The following is a 20,197-nucleotide window of genomic DNA, read 5'->3' on the forward strand; positions in this document are numbered from 1 at the left end:
AGTACCGATACATATGGACAGGATAACAGTCTTTAGGATAGCGACATTCGCAGCGGCGTTCATATCGACCGTGCTGGCGATCTACCTGTACAACAAGAGGGATGCATCCCGCTGCAAGTCACTACAATTCCTATCGGGATTAGCGATAGCGAACATGGTATATGCGACAAGCTACCTGTTCGAGATATCAGCCATTAACCTTGAGGAAATAACATTCTTCCTCAATATGGAATATGTGGGAATACTATTCATACCAGTCTTTTGGGTATTGATCGCATGGTCATATCACCCCGAAAATCCCACTTACAACCAGACCCTAGTGAAAAAACTTCGCATCCTATATGCCATACCCATCCTTGCGAATATACTAGTTTGGACAAATGACCGACATCAATTCGTTTACCATGACATACGTATCGACCGAAACCTTCCCATCTCTCTTCTCGATGTAGATCGTGCCCCAGGGTTTTGGGTTGTGAACGGTATGATCGTAGCATTGTATCTTGCAGGTACCCTACGCATGGTTTACAACCTGATCAAAGCACGAAAAAGTGACCATCGTAGCCAGTATCTGTTGCTCACCCTTTCCTCTATCCCACCCTTCATAAGCTACATGTTAGTCCTCAAACAAGCTGTCCCTCATGGATTGGATCTGAATCCGATCGCATTTGCCTTAAGCGGATTGTTGCTATTCTGGGGAATGGTGAATCTAAACCTTTTTGATATCGCTACCATCGCCCAAAGCATGGTGATTAATGCCATGGGAGATGCCATGATCGTTCTGGATTCCAAAGGCCATTTGATCGATAGCAACAGACAAGCACGGATATTCTTCCCTCCAAGTGACGATCAAACTCACCACATTGGAGCACCGATTAAGCAATTGAATCCGGCACTGGACCAGATATTTTCACAAATCAACACCTCTAAAGAGGCAGAAATCACTGTCCCCACAACATCAAACATTCGCCGTTATGCAATTTCCCGGTCAACCATAACCGATAAACGTAGCCGCACCCGTGGCACCCTGTTCCTCATGCACGATGTAACCGAAATCCACACCTATATCTCCGAACTCGAATTCCTTGCAGCCTACGATGGCCTAACCAACCTGCTGAATCACCGCCAATTTATGAAATCTGCCTCCGAGAAAGCCCGCATGCTCAAGAAAAAGGCCTCAGGACAATTCAGTCTGATCATGTTCGACCTAGACCATTTCAAGACAATTAACGACACCTATGGCCATACGACGGGAGATACAGTTCTTGAACGTATCGGCAAGATGATAGCCTCATATGCAAGTAAAGAGGACCTGTGTGCCCGTTATGGTGGTGAAGAATTCGTTATGCTTTTATGGAACATATCTACCGAAAAAGCTTATGAGATCGCAGATCGACTCCGACAGGAAATCGAATCGGCCAAGTTCGACCATGAGCAAGAGGATATGAGCATGAGTGCCAGTTTCGGCATCAGCAACTACACTCCATCAGCCAAGTACACCTGGGAAGTTAGCCTGAACCAGGCCGACACAGCCCTCTATGAAGCTAAGAAAGCAGGACGTAACTGCGTAAAGGTTTTCACACCCCGCTAAAGCAGGGAGAATACAAGCAAGCTTTCGTTGAAAAATTGCCACATCACTCTACCTAGAGTAACCAACAGCCTTCTCCCCTGCTCCGTCCACTATCAAATCCACTCCAAAACATAGTAACGAGAGGACCCCACTACAAACTACCAAAATTGCATACTCACGTGGGACTACGAAACACAGCGAAACACAGGAAACCCCTCTAGAAGGGTTTCCCGTGCAGGTCTACGTGGTGACGTGGCAATTTTCCCAGGGTAACTTTACCAAGCGCAATATCCACCATCGATCAGGATATCACTGCCAGTCATATAATCGCTCGCCTCGGAAGCAAGATAGACGACTGCTCCTTGGAGATCTTCGACCGACGCCATGCGACCCATGGGAATACGCTCCAGCCAGAGTGGCAATACCGACTTCCCCTCAGGAGAAGCAAGGAGCTTGTCCACGAGATCGGTCTTGGTGTATCCGGGACTTATACTGTTCACATTGATGTGCAACGGCGCCCATTCAGCCGCCAGACTGCGGGTAAGGTGCAAGACTCCGGCCTTGGAGGCATTGTATGCACACTGATTCTGGGGCGTGTTGGAAATATGGGCAGACATAGAAGCCGTATTGATAATCTTCCCATAGGAATGCTGCTTCATATGTTGTGCTTCGGCTTGGGCACAGAGGAAAACAGCATCGAGATTGAGGGCGAGAATCTTACGCCACTCGGAAAAATCCATGGTGAGCGCATCGCGCCACATCCCCATCCCTGCATTATTAACACCAATAGTGAGCATTCCCCACTTGTCGACAACCTGCTTCACCATCTTCTGGACATCAGCCAAATCGGTGACATCGGTCCGAATGGCGATCGCCTCCCCACCATCTTTGGTCAATGCGTGGGCAGTCTCCTCGGCAAGAGGAAGATTGAGATCGACCACAGCCACCTTTGCACCTGCCGACACAAGTGCCTCGCAAAATGCTTTTCCAATACCCTGGGCACCACCGGTGACCAAGGCTGTCCTACCTTCCAAACTGAAACGTTGCATCATATCTTTCATCCTAAACCTCCCAAAGTTGATTAAATACCACCAGATAGTTTTACATTCACACCGGTAACATAGCTGGAATCGTCACTCATAAGATAGACGACCGTACCGGGAATCTCCTCGATATTCCCATAGCGACGCAGAGGAACAGCCCCGATCATCTGTTTTACCACGACATTGCGATCGGTATCGTAGTACTGCGAACCGACAGCTGCCTGCAGATCAACCTGACGGTCCCACATGAACCCAGGTCCCATGAATCCGGGAGAAATGGAATTTACCCGGATGTCAAAAGGCGCAAGGTCTTTCGCCGCGGTCTGGGTAAGACCGACCATGGCGAACTTGGATGCTCCGTAGGCAGCCATATTGACCGGACCATCGACCCCAGCCATACTCGCCGTATTGACAATAACACCACCCTTTTGCTCCACCATCCTCGCCGATACTGAGCGCAGTACGTGGAATGCACCAATGAGATTTACCTGGATTACTTTGGCAAAATCATCTACAGGATACTGGTGCAATTGCTTGAACTCACCTTGGATACCAGCATTGTTGAACAAGAGATCGATCTTTCCGAAGTCGGCTACAATATTCTCGACCGTGCGTTCAACATCATCATAGTCAGTCACATCGCATCGGTAGGTGCGCACCAAAGCTCCAGTCGCAGCTACCTGCTCGGCAGCCTTGGCCATATCCTTCACATCGACAAGGGCAACAGAGGCCCCCTCTTTTCCGAAACGGATAGCAGTGGCAAGTCCGATATCACCAGCACCCCCGGTGATCATGATGCTCTTGTGTTGGAATCTCTTAGTTTCCATAGTCCCTCCTTGTTCTTCAAGCATTGTTCTTAAACCAACATCGAACCCCCAGTGCGTCCAGTACACACAGTCACCGGGTACACCGACGCACACGACTTGATTCTCATCCTAGGGTGTGATCAAGACTTTCATGACATCATCGGTCCCCTGCTCTAAGAAATCAATCCCTTGGGTAAACTGCTCAAGCGGCAGACGATGGGAGATCAGAGGAGCAACATCCAACCGTCCAGTCTCTAGAAGACCGACAGCTTGGATACTGTTACGTACCGAGGTATAGCTACTGACAATGTAGAGCCCCTTCTCGAAGACGGTGAAGGCGGGAAAACTGACCTTAGCCTCTTTTGGGGGAACTCCAAAGAGCAGTATGGTACCACCCTTACGGACGAAACGGATAGTTTGTTCCATAAGGAAAATTGCTCCAGAGGCATCGACAACCACATCATAGTAGTCGAGAGGAAGCGCATCGAGTGAACTTTCGACCCTCGCAGCACCATTGGCCTTTGCTTTCTCAAGACGCTTAGTATTTCGGTCAACCTGGGTAATCTCCTTAGCTCCCTGAAGCATGATGCTCTGGGCTAGCAAGAGCCCGATCGGACCTGCACCGAGGATGAGTACCTTGTCGGCAAGTTCGATCCTGGTTCGTTCTACGCCATAGAGGACACAGGAGAGAGGTTCGACAAAGGCCCCGACTTCGAAGGGAAGATCGCCTATCGAGAAAGTGGCCTTCTCGGGAACTACAGCATATTCAGCCATCCCCCCGGGGAGCGTCACACCGACACCATTCCAATTAAGGCAGAAATTCTGACGATTGTTGAGACAGCTTTCGCAGTTGTCACAGCTGATATTCGGCTCTATAGCAACACGGTCGCCAACCTTGAAACGACTCACCTTGGAACCGACCTTCTCTACCGTTCCAGCGAATTCGTGACCCGGTATGACGGGATAAGAGCCTAAATACTCACCTCGGTATATATGGATATCGGTACCGCAGATTCCCGAAGCCATCACCCGTATGAGGACATCGTGGTCTCCCACTTGTGGAATGGGAACCTCCTTGACCACCGCAGTACCCGGTTTCTCAATGATCAACGCTCGCATGTTCTTTGCCGTACTCATAATCTACACCTCCTCCCATGCCTTAAACATGGGTATCTCGTATACGTTCCAATTGACGGTGAATAGCATCCATCGCCGGATAAAGTTGGCGATAGATCGCATGGATCTGTCGGTACAGATCACTCCTTTGCCGATCTGGGATGACGATTTCCGCTTGTGTGTCCTGTCGCTCCGCCGAAACTGCAATCGCTTCCCCGATATCCTTCCACATACCTACTGATACACCGGCTGCATAGGCAGCTCCCAAGGCCGTAGCCTGACTCGGGTAGGGATGGATAGAGACTTGTCTTCCAAGAACCTCTGCTATCATACGTTGCCAGAAGGTACTTCTTGCAGCGCCACCAAGTAGCGTGAATTGACGGATTGGAAGAGCCAGATCATCATAGACATCCATGCAGTCGGCAAGAGCATAGGCAACGCCTTCATAGGTTGCACGGATGAGCGTGTCAGTATCGGTCGATAACGATAGCCCGATATAGGCACCGCGTGCTCGGGCATCCCAATGAGGAGTGCGCTCTCCCATCAGATAGGGCAGAAACAATACGCCCGAACTTCCCACAGGCAGTTTTTCGAGTCGGCCTTCAATGACATTGAGGTCTTCCCTACCTGATCCATGGCGCTTGAGTAGATGACGAATCCAATCCAACGCAATGGAAGCACTTTGGACCGTTCCGCAGACATTACAGAGTTCTCCTTCCAAATCCAGAAAATGCTGCATCCGCATCTTATCGTCGAATTGAGGTTGTTGTGCGAGGGTCGATACCCATGCGCTACTGCCAAGAGCCGCATACCCTTGTCCAGGTGTTGAGACTCCTGCACCGCGGGTGGCACAGGCCGCATCGCCTCCTCCGTAGGAGATGGGAATTCCCTCACGGAGACCCAAGAGTCTGGCAACCTCACCTACAAGGGGACCAGCTACCTCAGTCGAAGTATGGACATCACAGAAAATGTTCCTTTGCAATCCCAGCGAATCGGCGATCTCATAATCCCAGGTTCGTCCGACAGGATTGAAAATCCCGGTCAATGAGGAATCGGAGAAATCGGTCGTCCCTAGAATTCCGGTCAGTTTGAAGCGGATGTAGTCCTTTGCGTTGATGAAGTAAGCACTCGAAGAGACTGCTTCGGGACGGTTTTCCTGGATCCACAGCAATTTCGGTAACGATAGATGCTCATCGATCCGGTTTCCTGTCCTCTCGTAGATTTGCTTTTGTCCCCAGATCTCATCGATATGGGAACATTGACGGCTACTTCGGGAATCGGCATGAATAATATGGGGATAGGTCGGTTTACCGCTGGAATCGACCAAGAGACAACCATTCATGTGTCCCGAAAGTCCAATAGCCTCGATAGCTGTTGCATCCACACCGGCATTCACTAAGGTCGAAACAGCCTCGACAGTCGCCTTCCAATAATTTTCGGGATCCTGCTGTGCCCACCCCGATTGTGGGTACTGCGTACGGTACGCTGCCGTAGAAGAACGGACCAACGTACCCGTAGTAGTAAAGAGGACAGCTTTTACACTGGTAGTACCAATATCAATCACCAGAAGAAGCGATTTCATCCCTTGACTGCTCCCATGGTAAGCCCCTTAACTAGAGCTTTTTGGGTCATCCAACCAAGAATGATAGCGGGAAGTACAGCTATGGTCGACGATGCCGACAACTGGGCAACAAACATACCCTGTTGCTCACGGAAACGGGACATATAGACCGGTAAGGTAGCTGTCGGATTTCCTGTCAGATTGAAACCCAGGAAGAACTCATTCCAGATGAATACCGCAACCAACAAGGCTGCCGAGATAATACCCGTTCGAGCCAGTGGCACAGCAATCTTGGTAAGTTGCTGCATTTTGGTACAACCATCGAGCTCAGCAGCTTCGAAGATCTCAGCCGGCAGATCGCTGAAGAATGAATGGACCATCCACACAACGATCGGCGTATGAAAACCGATATAGGCCATCATCAAGCCCCAAGGAGTATTAATAAGATTCAGCTGCTGATACCAGATGAATAGCGGAATCAGAACTGCTACCGGAGGCAACAAAATAGTGGTAATAAACCATAAGTAGAACTTGCCATTGCTATTGGGATGTTTCAGATGCCCGAATACCAAAGCGAACGCTGCAGGAATACCCAAGAGCATACTTATACCCGTACCCACAATGACTTGGAACAGTGAATTCCGCAAATACTGGTACATGGTGGGATCACCTAAAACCCTTTTATAGGTGCTTAGCGTGGGAGTGAACAACAGAGAGGGCATCACCGCCTGCTGTTCTGTCTTGAACCCCGAGAGGAACATATAGAGAATGGGAAAGAAATAGAGGAATGCTATTGCATAGATGACGATAGTCAAAAGCAGCTTCTTGCCCAAACGTTTTCGATGCATGGAGCGCATCACATTGTCGATCTGTTTTTCTGCCATGTTCATCCCCCTATGAGTATTGCGCACTGCGCTTGACGATCGATCGGTACAACAGGTTTACGAGAATGAGGGTAAGCAGTACCGTCATTGCTGCTAAAGCTCCAGCCCTTCCGACATTGTTGGCACTGAATACCTGCATGTATACGCTGTAGGGCAGCGTATAGGATCGGGTACCCGGACCACCAGCTGTAGTAACCAGAATGAGTCCGAACTCCTTTATCAGGAATACCAGACCCAGCATCACCGCAACACGCATATGGTTCATAATCAGAGGTAGCTTGATCTTGAAAACCCCCTGAAACCAATTCACTCCATCGATCCTCATACTATCGACCAGATCCTGGGGAATCCCTTGCAGACCTGCAAGGAGCACAAGGATGAAAAATGGCATCCACTGCCAGGTGAAGAGAACGATAATCACCCCTATAGGATGGTAACTGAGCAAATCCACCGGGGTAAATCCGAGAGCTTTGGCAATAACACCATACCAACCGAAGGTTGTATTGAAAATCGTAGTCTTCCAGATGACTCCACTAGCCGTGGACATGACGAAGAACGGCCCCAACATGAGCGTCCGAGCTATGTTCACTCCAGGAATGTCGTGGTCGAGCAGGAGCGCGAGCAAAAAACCCACCACAGAACACAGAGCCAACGTCACACCCGTGATCAGGATAGTCTGCCACAGGATACTATAGAATTCGGGAAGATCTCCCAAAGACTCGATCTTCAGAAAATAGAGGTAATTCTCAAAGCCGTTGAATTGTCGTGGAAGGTCGGGCCGCGAGAGATTCCATCTCAGCGTGGAGAAGATGATCGTAAGAAGGAATGGCACCTGCGTCATCACTGCGACCACCACCACAGCAGGTAGGAGATATCGATATTCGGTCTTTCTTTTTTTCATAAGGCCTTACCACTAGGATGGGCATCCGAAGCCTTTTGAGAGCTCCGGATGCCTGATTCGATCCCTTACGGGAACTTCCGTCTACTACTTGTAGTTGCCGTCAATGGCGACTTGCTCGAACACTTCCTGTGTCTTTGCGATAGCTTCATCCAAGCTGATTTTGTCGACAACATAGTCTGCAAGATACTCGGTCATTTTGGTACCAGCATCAGCAAACTCAGGAATAGCGATGTACTGCAAACCAACGTAAGGAACTGGATCCTTAGTAGGATTGGTGAAGTCCATTCCCTCGAGAGTCTTGAGTGTCATCTCTGCATAAGGAGCCTTAGCATAGACTTCAAGCTCATACGTCGATGAACGGGAAGCTGGAGGTGTACTTGCACCTGAAGGATCCATGTCGACAGTCATCTTGATATAGTCTTTGCTGGTTGCCCAGAGCATGAAATCAAAAGCAGCCTGCTTCTTAGCAGCCGAGGACTTCGGGTTGATTCCCATTGACCAGTTCCACAACCATGCAGTGTTCTTGTTGAGAACCTGGTGGGGAGCCATCACATAACCGAGCTTTCCCTGAACCTTGCTGTCGTCAGCTTCGAGAGGAGGAGCGATCGAAGTAGCATCGTAGTAGATACCACACTTTCCGCTGGCCATAAGGGCGATACATTCGTTGTAGGTGTAGGCAAGAATGTCAGCTTGACCTGCTTCGCGCAGAATCTTCTTGTACATCTGCCATGCGGCACGCTGCTGCGGAGTATCGACTGTAGCATTCCAATCCATATCGTAGAATCTTCCACCGAATGCGTTTACCATGGTTACAAATGGTGCTCCACTCATGCCCCAACCAGGTGCTCCACGCATGGTCATACCAACAATGCCCTTGGAGGGATCGTGGATCTTCTTGGCCAATTCGTAGATTTCGTCCCATGTCGGTTCCATCGGCATGGTAAGACCCTTGGCAGCGAACAATTCCTTGTTGTACATGATAAAGGAGCTCTCTCCGTAGAATGGAAGACCAAAGGCCTCACCATCGAGGGAGAGTGAGTCAACCATACCCTGAATCAGGTCATTGCGGTCATACCATGAAGCCTTGTCAGCAGACAACTTGTCAAAGTAGGGCTCCAAATTCTCGAGCCAACCATTCTTTGCCCATGTCTGTGCTTCGTAAGGACCGATGTAGAAGATATCATAGGTGGTTCCACCAGTAGATGCTTCTGTGGTCAGTCTCTGGCGAAGGTCGTTCTCAGGTAGCACCGATACATTGACCGTCACACCCTCAGCCTTGTACTCCTCCTGTACCAATTTGGCCATGGCCTGTGAGATCGGATTGTTCGCTAGTGCAATATTGACTGTGACCGGTCCGGATGCAGCCTCCTGGGCTCCTCCAGCGAATGCCATGGCAGTCGTCATTAGCAATGCGACAATCATGACCAGAACAATTGCGTTCCTTTTCATACAAATTCCTCCTTATCGTTATCCAACCCATACGGGCTGGTTTTTCCCTCCAAATTCCAAAAATTCTCTTTCCAGTAAGCGATTAACAAGAACCTCGGATGATTAGCTGGGTTTGCACCCTAACCATCTGGTTCGGTCGCTGGACATTGTTCCGAGCAGCCATCAACCGTTCGTAAATCATCCTTCCGGCTATCTCCCCGATATTGTCAGGATCCTGTGCTACCGCCGAGAGACTTGGTGTGGTCATCGTAAGCCAGAATGAATCATCAAACGTGATAAAGGCCAACTCTTGGGGAATCTTGACCTTCATCTCCATCAGACAACTGAAAGCACCAGTTGTAGCCAGATTGTTTCCAGACAAGAGTGCGGTTATCCCATGGTTGGTCACCAGATCCAACGTATGGCGATAAATCGCCCCATGACGCAACTCCTTAGGTGATAACGATAAATTGTCCCCGAAGCGAATGAAGTTTGCATTCACCGGAATACCTGCCTCCCGCAAAGCCTTCCTAAACCCTTCAGCCCGCTCATCCATCGTCGAATCGAGACGAGAACCGACAAATGCAATCTTCCTATGCCCCTTGGCTATGAGATACTTGACCGCCTCATAGGCACCGTCGACATTGGCCGAAAGGACCAAATCGCTGTCATAGCCGGTAGGCTTTCTATCAACGAATGCGACCGGGATGCTATGGTTTGCCAAGAGGAGATTCAGATACGAACAATCTTCGGTAGTAGGGGCAATGATGAGCCCATCCACACTACTCGCCAAAAGATTGCGCACATTCTCCATCTCAATATTCTTATCCTCTTTGGAATCAATGAGGATCGGCCGGTAACCATAACGAGCTAAACGCTTTTCCAACCCCAAGGCGACATCCTGGAAAAAATAGTTCGATAGATCGCATACGACAAAACCGATAAGCTTGGATTCACCTTTGCGAAAATTCCTAGCAAGGGGATTGATCTGGTAGTTGAGCTTCTTCACAGCATCCATGACTCGCTTTTCGGTCTCTGGACGTACGTGTTTGGTTCCATTGAGAACATATGAGACTGTCGCAACAGAGACCCCAGCTAGGTGGGCAACCTCCTTGATCGACGACTTCACCAGACACACCCCCTTTTGGTTAATCGGTTATCATCCCACTAGCATCCTAGGCCCCCTAGAAGCCCCAGTCAAGAAATTTTTTTGGTTAAATTTTAACCAATTCCTATTAATACAATAATTAATAAACGGTTAACATAACTGTCAATGGCATTTTTTTACTGCTATAATTTCATTATATATAAGTTAATCGTTTAAACGTGGCGAAGAAAAATTATAAACAGCATATCATTTACCTGACTTTATAAATCAACGTTACGCTTCCCTGGGAAAATTCCCACGTCACCACGTTACCCTTAAAAACAAGCCACTTCAGAGACCATCTGCTTAAAACATAAATCAACATAATCCCACGTAGAGCTGCAAATTTGGATAGTTTAAGCGGGGTGGATTCCCCTATCTGAGAGTTCGTCACATGTTAGGCAAAGGCAAGTGTTCGCAGAGTGAAACACCGGCACATGGAGAGCAATAATTCCCAACCACTATCACTGGAGGAGGAATGAATGAGGGAAAACCTCCAATTCGGACCCATCGGTTATTCGGTAGCAACGTCCTTACTCCCCCTGCACGCTCGCACATCACAACCATTAATCCGTCATGCATGAATGAGTAACAAAGGTTCTACCAAAATCCCTTCAAATCCGAGGCAGTAGCAGCTTCCAACCCACATCATAATTGAGGGGAAAGGGAAGGTTTCGCTAGCTAACCTCCCTCCCCTCGGTCCTATCGGCTACTCGGCGCCTCTCTCCTTGCTCCCATACTGTCCGCAAGAGGGCGCCTACCGATGCGGCCCTACCCCTTCGGAATGTACTCAGAATGCCCCTCAACGAGGAGGGGTGAAACTCACGAAACACAGGAAACCCCTTTAGAGGGGTCTATAGTGCAGACCAGCGTGGTGAAGTGGCGATTTTACCAGGTTAAATTACATCGTAACATCCTTATCCTTCGAAATCAGCATGAAAACAGTGAGCGAAACAATCGTGAACAAGGAAAGAATCGTTGCCACAGCCGCAGCTTGCCCATCCGAACCACGGGTAACGAATACATAGGTGAAGACAGTCAGGGTCTGGCTATTCACCGTATAGAGGATAATCGAAGTCGACAGCTCGGTGATAATCGTGACCCAACTAAGCAGGGCACCAGAGATGATCCCATTTCCCATCATCGGAACCGTAATTCCAAAGAACGTCTTGATCTTACTACTTCCTAGACTTATCGCAGCCTCTTCCATAGAGATGGGAATCTGCCCGAGAATCGCGACCGAGGAACGGATAGTGTACGGAATCCTTCTTATGACCATGGAAATGATAATGATCGCAACCGTACCAGTAAGGACCAATGGTTTTGTATTGAACGAAGAGATCAAAGCGATACCTACAACAGATCCAGGCAAGACATACGGAATCATAGACATGGTATCGATAACCTGACTCTTGACGCTCTTTCTTCGGACAACAAGATAAGAAACGAAGACTGCAAGTACCAGAATGATCAAAACCGATAGGAATCCGATGATAGTTGTATTCTTGAGTGTTCTCAATAGCCCTCTTCTCGCTACTTCCTTGTAACTCATCAAAGAGTATCCATCAAGGAATACATTCCCACTTGAACTGGTATTCTTGAATGAAGTGAACCATAGATATACTTGAGGCAACATCGCAATGCCGACCAGAATGTATGCATATCCATGGATGAAGATATTGAAGCCAGGCTTCGCCTTCTTCGATTCGATGGAATGCATGGAATTTATAGTGAAACTGAATTTACTGGTTACCCACTTCTGCGCAAGAAAAACCAATGCAGTGATCAAGATCGCAACGATACTGATTGCTGCCGCGAAACCGAAGTTTTGCCCTACCTCTCCCACATATGCATTGTAGATTTCAACCGGGAAGGTCCTGAAACCTTCACCGATCATGAGAGGAGTACCGAAGTCTGCCATCGCCCTCATGAAAACGATGAGTGAGGCTGCCATGAGGGAGGGCATGCAAAGAGGCACGATGACCTTGAAGAACATCTTTACACCTTTGACTCCAAGGTTCTGGCTGGCTTCTATGAGAGAATTGTCGATACTTTTAAGTGCCCCGGAAGTATACAGGAATACCATGGGGAACAACCTTGTTGTCAATGAAATCACGATACCTTTGAATCCGTAGATATTCGGCATCGTGAATTGGAATATACTCTCTAGGAATCTCGTTATCACCCCATTTCTTCCGAGCACGAGTATCCATGCATAGGCACCGATAAACGGAGCTGACATGGAGCTGAGGATAATGACAATCTGTAGAAATTGCTTTCCTTTCATTTCATACAGGTTGTAGAAGTATGCCAATGGGACACCGAGAAGAAGAGAGAAAATGGTAACTACGATCGATACTTCAAAGCTGTTGACCAATGTTCTGAAATAGTAGGGATCGCTGAAAAACCGTTCGAAATTACCCAAACCTCTTGTCCCGTCAGACAGATCGAAAGAAGAGCGGAGAATCTTGAAGAGAGGGAAAATGAGAAAGACTAGATATAAGGCAACGATAAGATAGGCTATAAGGTTCCATATCTCAAGCCGGCTTCTTTTTCTTCCTAGCTGATTCATATGCACCTCTTAGTCTTTCTTATCGTTCTCTACACCGAGAAGGATGTTCTCGGAACCATCTGCTGTGAAAATGTTGATCTTCTCCCTCTTTACTTGGAGTGAAACTTTCATCTCTTTCCCAATGTTGGATTGTAGCGAGGATTCCTGGATTATCTCGACCTCATCTCCAGTTGGAAGCAATACATTGTAGTGCGTGTTCAAACCAAGGAAGGTATGGTCTGTCACCGTTCCATCCAATCCGGGCTCTTCTCCCTCATATAGGACGAATTCTTCAGGTCTTATCGAAACCTGGACATCCTGAGTCTCCATACATTCTGGTCGTATACCGTCCATTTGGATATCGAATCCATCTGCGAGTCTGAGAAAGGCTTTGCCATCCTTCATCTCCAATCTCGCCTCAAGCATGTTGGTCCTTCCAATAAAATTTGCCACGAATACATTTGCTGGACGTAAATATACATGTTTCGGCTTCCCGATATGTTGGATCACACCGGCATTCATCACAGCGATCCTATCGGATACGGCCATAGCCTCTTCCTGATCATGTGTGACATAGATGGTTGTAATCCCTACATCACTATGGATCTTTTTGATCACACCCCTCATCTCAACCCTGAGTTTCGCATCGAGATTCGAAAGAGGTTCATCCATAAGTAGCACATCGGGAGAGATCACCAGAGCCCTAGCGAGTGCGACTCTCTGTTGCTGGCCACCAGACAGACGCTCGGGAATCCTGTCAGCATATTCATCGACATGTACCAACTTCATGAAATCTTCAGTAAGTCCGTCGATTTGTTCCTTGGGAAATTTTTTATTCTTGAGTCCGAATGCGACATTCTTCCTTACAGTTAGATGAGGAAAGATTGCATAGTTTTGGAAGACCATGCCAATATTCCTCTTGGCAGGATCCAAATCATTGATTCTCCTATCATTAAAGTGGAAATCCCCACCTTCGATGGTGTTGAATCCGGCAATCATCCTGAGAAGTGTTGTCTTCCCACAGCCAGAAGGTCCGAGTAGAGTGAAGAACTCTCCCTCTTGTACTTCGAGACTAAGGTCGGGGATGATGGTATTTTTGCCGAATCTTTTTACAGCATGTTTGATATGGATATTTACGCTCATCTTTTCATTCCTGTTATGGTACTCATAGCTTCAATCACGAGAAGAAGGTGACGATACACCAAATGACCAGCATCCCGAGGCAAGCCAAGGGATGCTGATTCGACATAGCTACTTACTGTATTTTGCCCAGATAGCTTCCCAACGGGCTACGATGTCCGGTCTATGTTCCGACAGGTACTGTTCATCTCGATATTTGAGATTGAGTTCATCCATCGGAATCCTGAAGTCGACGGTTGTAGGAAGATTCAGGTTCGCCTGGCGGTGTGTACCATTCTTCTCCATATGCTTTTGTGTCTCATCCGCAATGAGATGGTCCATGAAAAGCTTGGCATTCTCAAGGTTCGAACAGTCTTTGAGGATCCCGTTACCGTGGAACGAAGCAGTCGTACCCTCTTCCATGTATACGAGTTCAACCTTGTCACCTTGACCAGCCTTGATGTATTCGATACAAGGAGCTTCATAGGTAACTCCGACAACATATTCCCCATTGAATACGTTCTTATAGACTGCCGAAGAAGATCCGCTGATCTTCCCGTCGAGTTGCTGGGTGAACTTCTCTACATATTCCCAGCTCTCTTCAGATCCGAGTCCACCCATCACAACAAGCATGGTAACGAGTTGGTCCCAGGCAGATGACGAGTTGGAGGGGTTTGCAGAAATTATCTTACCCTTCAGTTTCGGATTGAGCAGATCATCGTAACCTTTGATCTCGACTCCGAGATCACTTGCAAGCTGTCTGTTTACGAGTAGGTTTACACATTGGGCAACCTGGTAGGTCAGATATCCATCCGTTGTCGCTCCTCGCGCATCTTCTGGCAATGCAGCATCATTCTCTGCGATATAGGGTTGCAGATAGGGCTTCATTTCATTCAAGTCCGAATAGGTGATGCCGGTAATTACATCACCCTGAGGATTTGCAGCCTCAGCCTTAACTCTTGCCTTGAGCTCGCCAGCACCACCTTCGATCAGTTGGACATCGATCTTCGGATATTTATCCCTGAATGTGTCGATGAGAATTTGCTGGAGGTCATTCGAGTAAGATGTGTAAATGACCAGTTGCCCGGAAGGCTCGCCTGCCACCGAAGCCTTTTCTTCTACACCGCCGGCGAATGCAAATGCACACACCGAAAGAAGGACGACAAGTAAAAATACTAGTTTTTTCATCGGTAATCTCCTTACTATTGAATTTTTCATAAGTACGCTCCTTTTCCTCTATATTTACCTTCCCCAGGTATTGCAATTTTTATCGCCCAGAGCGCACGATACTCTGGTACTATCTGCTCAAGTCGCATCAAAACCAGTAATCAGGACATGATTGGCCATCTCCTGCACAAACTGGGAGCTTATTTCGGTTGCACAAACCGCTTTGGCTGTACTCGCGGCAATCGCGAACTTATAAGCTTCAAGGGAATCCTTATGTTGGAGATATCCTGCAATAAAACCAGCAACCATTGAATCACCACAACCAACAGTATTCACGACAGGGCCTCCAGGACTATTGCCGATAAAAACCCGTTTGTTCTCATCAAGAAGGATCGATCCGTCGCTTCCCTGGGATACCAGTACATTCCTTGCTCCAGCTGTTTGCAGCAGTTTTGCACATCGGATGATGTCTTCAGTATCATTGACAACCTTTCCGAAATATTCACTAAGTTCCTCTGTATTAGGCTTGATCAACAATGGGTTGTAGACAAGGAGATCTTTCAACAACCGTCCAGCGGTGTCGATGATTATCTCTACACCGTGTTCTTCCAGAGTACTTACAAGTTCGCTGTAAAGTGTCCGTGGTGCAGTTTTGGGAAGACTTCCTGCGATAACAACATAATCGGATGGCGAAAGAGTTCCAATCCTATCCATGATTTCTGAAATGATAGTCGTATCGATAGAAGGACCTATGCCATTGAATGCTGTACTCTCTTTTGCAGTGATTTTGACATTAATCCTGGTATAGCCCTCATTGAGATATATGAACCGAGTTTCCACTCCTCGGTCTTCGACCATACGTTCGATAAATTTTCCAGTCTCACCTGCAACTGTTGCGATGGCTATATTCTTTATACCTAGGGTATGGAGCATGGTAGAAACATTGATTCCCTTCCCCCCTGCCCGCAAGTCTTCGGATTCATTACAGTTGATCTTTCCGATCAGAAGATCATCAACATGAACGATGTAGTCCAAAGCCGGGTTCAGGGTGATGGTGTAGATCATGGCATTTCCTCAATTTGGAAAATATCAGCATGATCAAGATAGCGTTTGTCTTTCAAATGTCTGGTGATGATCGATACCGAATAAATATCAGCGAAGGTAATAGCCGCAATACTGCCGAATTTTGAAGCGTCCGCAAGGACAAATGCTTTATTACACCTTTCGATCGCAGCACTCTTGATGGAAGCCTCGGTTGGAAACGATGTGGTAAATCCCGATTCAATGGAAATACCATTTGTACCGAAGAAACCTTTATTGAAGTTGAATCTTTGTAACGACTCAAGTGCATAGCATCCGACAAGCGCATCAGTAAGCAATCTGAGTTCTCCTCCCAAGAGGATGCAATTGAACCCTTGCAGAGATAATTTTCTGTTATGACCTGGACAATTGGTGACAAACAAGGCCTGGTCTGCTTGAATATGATCGATTATGAGTTCAGTAGTCGATCCAGCATCGATGTATACGCAGTCGCCATCTTCTATCAACGATGCAGCATAGGAAGCTATAAGATTCTTCTCATCGATATTTTTCTTTTTTTTGGCTTCAATCTTATCTTCGGTATGGATGAAGGTAGATGAATTAATTACTGCACCACCAAAGACTTTTTCGAGCTTTTTTCTTTTATGTAGAGTGTTTAGGTCTCGTCTTATGGTCGACTCTGATGCTTCTAGTATCTCTGCGAGCTCTTTGACAGTAGCACTCTGATTATCCTTCAAGATTGACAGAATCTTAGCGTATCTTGTTTCACTCAGCATATAGAAATTATACGTCCACCAAAAATCGATGTCAAACAAAATAATCAAAAAACTTCAAAATTGATTACAAAACAGTCAAACTCAAGTATTTTCAATCAACCTATCTAAGTAATCGATAATGAAAATTCGTTTCTCTAGAATTCATCCATTGTAATGATAAGACGTATTGTCTCTTCAGCACCCTACTCATAGAGATATTTCAGGGGAAAGCCTTCCCCTCGGTCCTATCGGCCACTCGGCGCCTCTCCCCTTGCTCCCATACTGTCCGCAAGACGGCGCCTACCGATGCGGCCCTACCCCTTTAAAACACCCTTCAGATGCAGCTCCACGTGGGACTCCGAAACACAGCGAAACACACTAATCACCTCTGGAGCACCCAAATTTGCAGCCCAACGTGGTGACGTGGGGTTTTCACCAGGGTGATAAACGTCGCGCACATCCTTCCAACCTCCGATTCACCCACATGAGATTGAAAGGCTGACAGTACATCGAATCGTACCAAGACTTCATCTCCCGGTGCTCAGGATCACCTTGATCAGCCAATATTTGGAGTAAACGGGCATAACCACCAGGACCTCCGCAATCCTCAGGAGGAGCTTCCCCTTCCCAGTCGATACAGGTAGCGTGGTTGTGATCATAATCATCAATGATCCGCAACAATCGTATATGATGGGTCTAATTGTCCCCAAAATCGTAGTTGTAGATGATATGGTCATATTGTGGGAATATTTCAGAGAGAAATACCGAGACATCCTCCCGAACCAATTCCTCCTCCAAATCGAATTCACGTTCCGACCCTATCAATGTATACTTGAGCCGTCCGTTGGGATGTCGCTCTATCCAGAAATCGTGCAAATGGTAGTCCCGCCAGCAAAACAACTGCTGCAATACCCGGTGTAACTGATAGAAAGTATAATCCATAGGTACGATGATTGTACGCCGACAGGGAAAACCGTCCAACTGAAGCTCGACCTCGAACTGAGCGGCACGACAACGATATACAGGCCCACCATAGCGCTTGGCCATATCCTCACCAAAAACCGTATAGACCGATTCATAGTCCCGATCCGCATTATTTTTCCGTGAAACCAAATCATCATTGATCTCTAAAAGTATGTGACGCTGCAGCAAGAATTCAGTGGAAAGATCATCACTAACCCAATAGACACGATTACAAAACTGATTGAGATGGGCTACAAGAGAACGACTTGCAGTCTTTGTGTAGGTAACACTCGAGCCGATATCCGAAAGATAACGTTCGACAATTTCAGGATCCATGAGTTCAGCCTCAAAGCAGGATCGCACCCCTTCAAAGATAAGACGCTCAAGATCCTTAAGATCCTTTTTCTTCATTCCATAAATCACAAATCCATAACGGGAAGAATCATTGGCAACGACAATAGCTCGACGATGGTCGATCGTGAGAAGATTCGCACTCCACCTCAGGACCGGATCGATAGTCTCATCGGCAGCAGTAGCCTTGCATCCAATATAGTCCAATAACTTCTTAGTGCACCCTATCTGCATATCGCTCCCCCTGATAGATGAAAGTATAACATACGAGTCATCAGAAGAAATCCCTGCAGTTTGTGATGCAGGGGAAGGCCTTCCCCTCAGCCCTATCGGCTACTCGGCGCCTCTCTCCTTGCTCCCATACTGTCCGCAAGACGGCGCCTACCGATGCGGCCTTACCCCTTCAAAACACCCCTCACATACAGCTCTACGTGGGACTACGAAACACAGCGAAACACACAAATCACCTCTGGAGCACCCTATTTTGCAGCCCAACGTGGTGACGTGGGACTTTTACCAGGGTAACTAACGGCAAAACACCTTCACCGTCGACTCATCGGTATCCACATCAATGCTCATCTGTTCAAGTGCCTCCATGATCTCCTGGAAGTTCTGCGGATCAATATCGCTAAGGCTAAAGGGAATACCACTATCATGCATGGAAGATTGGATCTTCTCCTGCGCATCGGCCGGTATCAACTTGGTAATATTCAAACCAGCTTTAACTAGGGCAAGAGGCACTTTAACCGATACGCGCTCGGAAGATTTGCCCTCCTTGGGATCGACTTGCACATACAGGTACTTTCCTTTGACATCGATAGATCGACTACCTTCAGTTGCGTTGGCATCGTTAGACTTGCCATCCAAAGCCTGCAGTAGCTTCTCAGCATCATCAGCACTGAGCTTCCCTTCGGCTAGCATGTTCAATATCCTCATTCTCTCTTCATTCATATGACTACTCCTAATTCCTATTACAAGTTTTGTATATTCCTAGATAATCCGAATCACTATATCCTTGGTTTCCGACTGTACCTCTATCTCCGTACCGATACTCGCAGAGAGCAGTTGTGGCAAAGCCATGATCAAGCGAAGGTATGCCCTTGCCTGCTTGGCAGTTTCGGGCACGGCAAGCAGGATTGCAAAAACGATTGCCCCAAGCACGACAACAGGGAGTGCTAAAAGATAGATGAGTACCATAGGTAAATAGAAACCGAACGTCTTTGACTCATCATGAATCCTAAAGCGCATCAACATCGGTAACATTATGAGATCTCCTCTATGGCTTGAGCGACGCTGATATCCCCCTGTTCCAACCGATCAAGAATATCGGTAATCGGATTGGATACTCGGATAGATACATCAACAATATCGAGTTGTCGAGCAATCTGGTTAAGGCGATTCTTGACCGTCGGGTAACTGATATTGAAGATCGATTCCATCTGCTTGATCGAACCGTGGGTCTTAATAAAGGCAGCAATGAACAACTGGTCCTCCATGCTGAGTCCAGCGAATGGAGGGAGTTGAAAATCCCCCTCTATGGTGATGTCGTCCTCAGGTATGTGTACTCGTGTGATGGAGAATTTCTTTCCACCCGTCAGAGCCAATAGTTTTTGCCATCCGTGTTCCATATACGTTCCCCTTACGCACACACTATAATAATGCTTATCATTTTTGTCAATTAAATTTTTATTGATTATTAATTTTTTTAATATTTTTCGTTCTTTTTCTTAATTTATATAATAATCATCAAAACAGAAGGCTAAAACTAGCCAGACTACCCGCTTGGACCGACTT

The 20,197-nt window shown here is 47.3% G+C and carries 17 protein-coding genes and 1 pseudogene; 1 reads left to right on the forward strand and 17 read right to left on the reverse strand.

Features of this window, described 5'->3' with window-relative positions; all coding sequences use genetic code 11:
- The first annotated feature begins 13 nt into the window (after positions 1-13).
- Entirely contained in the window at positions 14-1,591 is a 1,578-nt protein-coding gene (locus ACODJP_RS04950) for a histidine kinase N-terminal 7TM domain-containing protein (RefSeq protein WP_422479109.1), read from the forward strand.
- 254 nt (positions 1,592-1,845) lie between these two features.
- Here ACODJP_RS04950 and ACODJP_RS04955 read toward each other — a convergent pair whose 3' ends face one another.
- The 17 genes and pseudogenes from ACODJP_RS04955 to ACODJP_RS05035 all read right to left on the reverse strand — a co-directional run bounded on the left by ACODJP_RS04955 (position 1,846) and on the right by ACODJP_RS05035 (position 20,031).
- The gene (locus ACODJP_RS04955; protein WP_422479111.1) at positions 1,846-2,631 is read right to left on the reverse strand and encodes an SDR family NAD(P)-dependent oxidoreductase; all 786 of its coding nucleotides are present in this window, start codon (positions 2,629-2,631) and stop codon (positions 1,846-1,848) included.
- A 20-nt stretch (positions 2,632-2,651) separates the two neighbouring features.
- On the reverse strand, positions 2,652-3,440 hold the full coding sequence (locus tag ACODJP_RS04960; RefSeq protein WP_422479113.1) for an SDR family NAD(P)-dependent oxidoreductase: 789 nt from the start codon (positions 3,438-3,440) through the stop codon (positions 2,652-2,654).
- Between the two features lie 108 nt (positions 3,441-3,548).
- Complete coding sequence (locus ACODJP_RS04965; RefSeq protein ID WP_422479115.1) at positions 3,549-4,556, reverse strand: zinc-dependent alcohol dehydrogenase family protein; 1,008 nt, start codon at positions 4,554-4,556, stop codon at positions 3,549-3,551.
- A 22-nt stretch (positions 4,557-4,578) separates the two neighbouring features.
- Positions 4,579-6,117 (reverse strand): xylulokinase, encoded by a 1,539-nt coding sequence (locus ACODJP_RS04970; protein ID WP_422479117.1) that lies wholly within the window; start codon positions 6,115-6,117, stop codon positions 4,579-4,581.
- Positions 6,114-6,980 (reverse strand): carbohydrate ABC transporter permease, encoded by an 867-nt coding sequence (locus ACODJP_RS04975; RefSeq protein WP_422479119.1) that lies wholly within the window; start codon positions 6,978-6,980, stop codon positions 6,114-6,116. The genes ACODJP_RS04970 and ACODJP_RS04975 overlap by 4 nt, the downstream gene beginning before the upstream one ends.
- A gap of 10 nt (positions 6,981-6,990) precedes the next feature.
- Positions 6,991-7,881 (reverse strand): carbohydrate ABC transporter permease, encoded by an 891-nt coding sequence (locus tag ACODJP_RS04980; RefSeq protein ID WP_422479121.1) that lies wholly within the window; start codon positions 7,879-7,881, stop codon positions 6,991-6,993.
- 84 nt (positions 7,882-7,965) lie between these two features.
- Positions 7,966-9,330, reverse strand: a complete 1,365-nt coding sequence (locus ACODJP_RS04985; RefSeq protein ID WP_422479123.1) for an ABC transporter substrate-binding protein — start codon at positions 9,328-9,330, stop codon at positions 7,966-7,968.
- Between the two features lie 82 nt (positions 9,331-9,412).
- The gene (locus ACODJP_RS04990; protein WP_422479125.1) at positions 9,413-10,438 is read right to left on the reverse strand and encodes a LacI family DNA-binding transcriptional regulator; all 1,026 of its coding nucleotides are present in this window, start codon (positions 10,436-10,438) and stop codon (positions 9,413-9,415) included.
- Between the two features lie 919 nt (positions 10,439-11,357).
- Positions 11,358-13,028, reverse strand: a complete 1,671-nt coding sequence (locus tag ACODJP_RS04995) for an ABC transporter permease (RefSeq protein ID WP_422479127.1) — start codon at positions 13,026-13,028, stop codon at positions 11,358-11,360.
- Positions 13,029-13,037: 9 nt separating this feature from the next.
- Positions 13,038-14,150, reverse strand: coding sequence for an ABC transporter ATP-binding protein (locus tag ACODJP_RS05000; RefSeq protein WP_422479129.1), 1,113 nt, complete (start codon positions 14,148-14,150; stop codon positions 13,038-13,040).
- Between the two features lie 108 nt (positions 14,151-14,258).
- On the reverse strand, positions 14,259-15,314 hold the full coding sequence (locus ACODJP_RS05005; RefSeq protein ID WP_422479131.1) for an extracellular solute-binding protein: 1,056 nt from the start codon (positions 15,312-15,314) through the stop codon (positions 14,259-14,261).
- 117 nt (positions 15,315-15,431) lie between these two features.
- Positions 15,432-16,358, reverse strand: coding sequence for a 1-phosphofructokinase (gene pfkB, locus ACODJP_RS05010; protein ID WP_422479133.1), 927 nt, complete (start codon positions 16,356-16,358; stop codon positions 15,432-15,434).
- Positions 16,355-17,110 carry a DeoR/GlpR family DNA-binding transcription regulator gene (locus tag ACODJP_RS05015; RefSeq protein ID WP_422479135.1) on the reverse strand — a complete coding sequence of 252 codons (756 nt, stop codon included), beginning with the start codon at positions 17,108-17,110 and terminating at the stop codon, positions 16,355-16,357. The genes pfkB and ACODJP_RS05015 overlap by 4 nt, the downstream gene beginning before the upstream one ends.
- A 411-nt stretch (positions 17,111-17,521) precedes the next feature.
- Positions 17,522-18,637: pseudogene (locus ACODJP_RS05020) on the reverse strand (plasmid pRiA4b ORF-3 family protein).
- A 291-nt stretch (positions 18,638-18,928) separates the two neighbouring features.
- The gene (locus ACODJP_RS05025; RefSeq protein ID WP_422479137.1) at positions 18,929-19,354 is read right to left on the reverse strand and encodes an SHOCT-like domain-containing protein; all 426 of its coding nucleotides are present in this window, start codon (positions 19,352-19,354) and stop codon (positions 18,929-18,931) included.
- Positions 19,355-19,393: 39 nt separating this feature from the next.
- The gene (locus ACODJP_RS05030; RefSeq protein WP_422479139.1) at positions 19,394-19,666 is read right to left on the reverse strand and encodes a hypothetical protein; all 273 of its coding nucleotides are present in this window, start codon (positions 19,664-19,666) and stop codon (positions 19,394-19,396) included.
- On the reverse strand, positions 19,666-20,031 hold the full coding sequence (locus ACODJP_RS05035) for a DUF2089 domain-containing protein (RefSeq protein WP_422479141.1): 366 nt from the start codon (positions 20,029-20,031) through the stop codon (positions 19,666-19,668). Before ACODJP_RS05035 ends, ACODJP_RS05030 begins: the two co-directional genes overlap by 1 nt.
- Positions 20,032-20,197: the final 166 nt, after the last annotated feature.

This window comes from Pleomorphochaeta sp. DL1XJH-081 (genome assembly GCF_049310885.1).
Taxonomy (GTDB): domain Bacteria; phylum Spirochaetota; class Spirochaetia; order Sphaerochaetales; family Sphaerochaetaceae; genus CAYZJV01.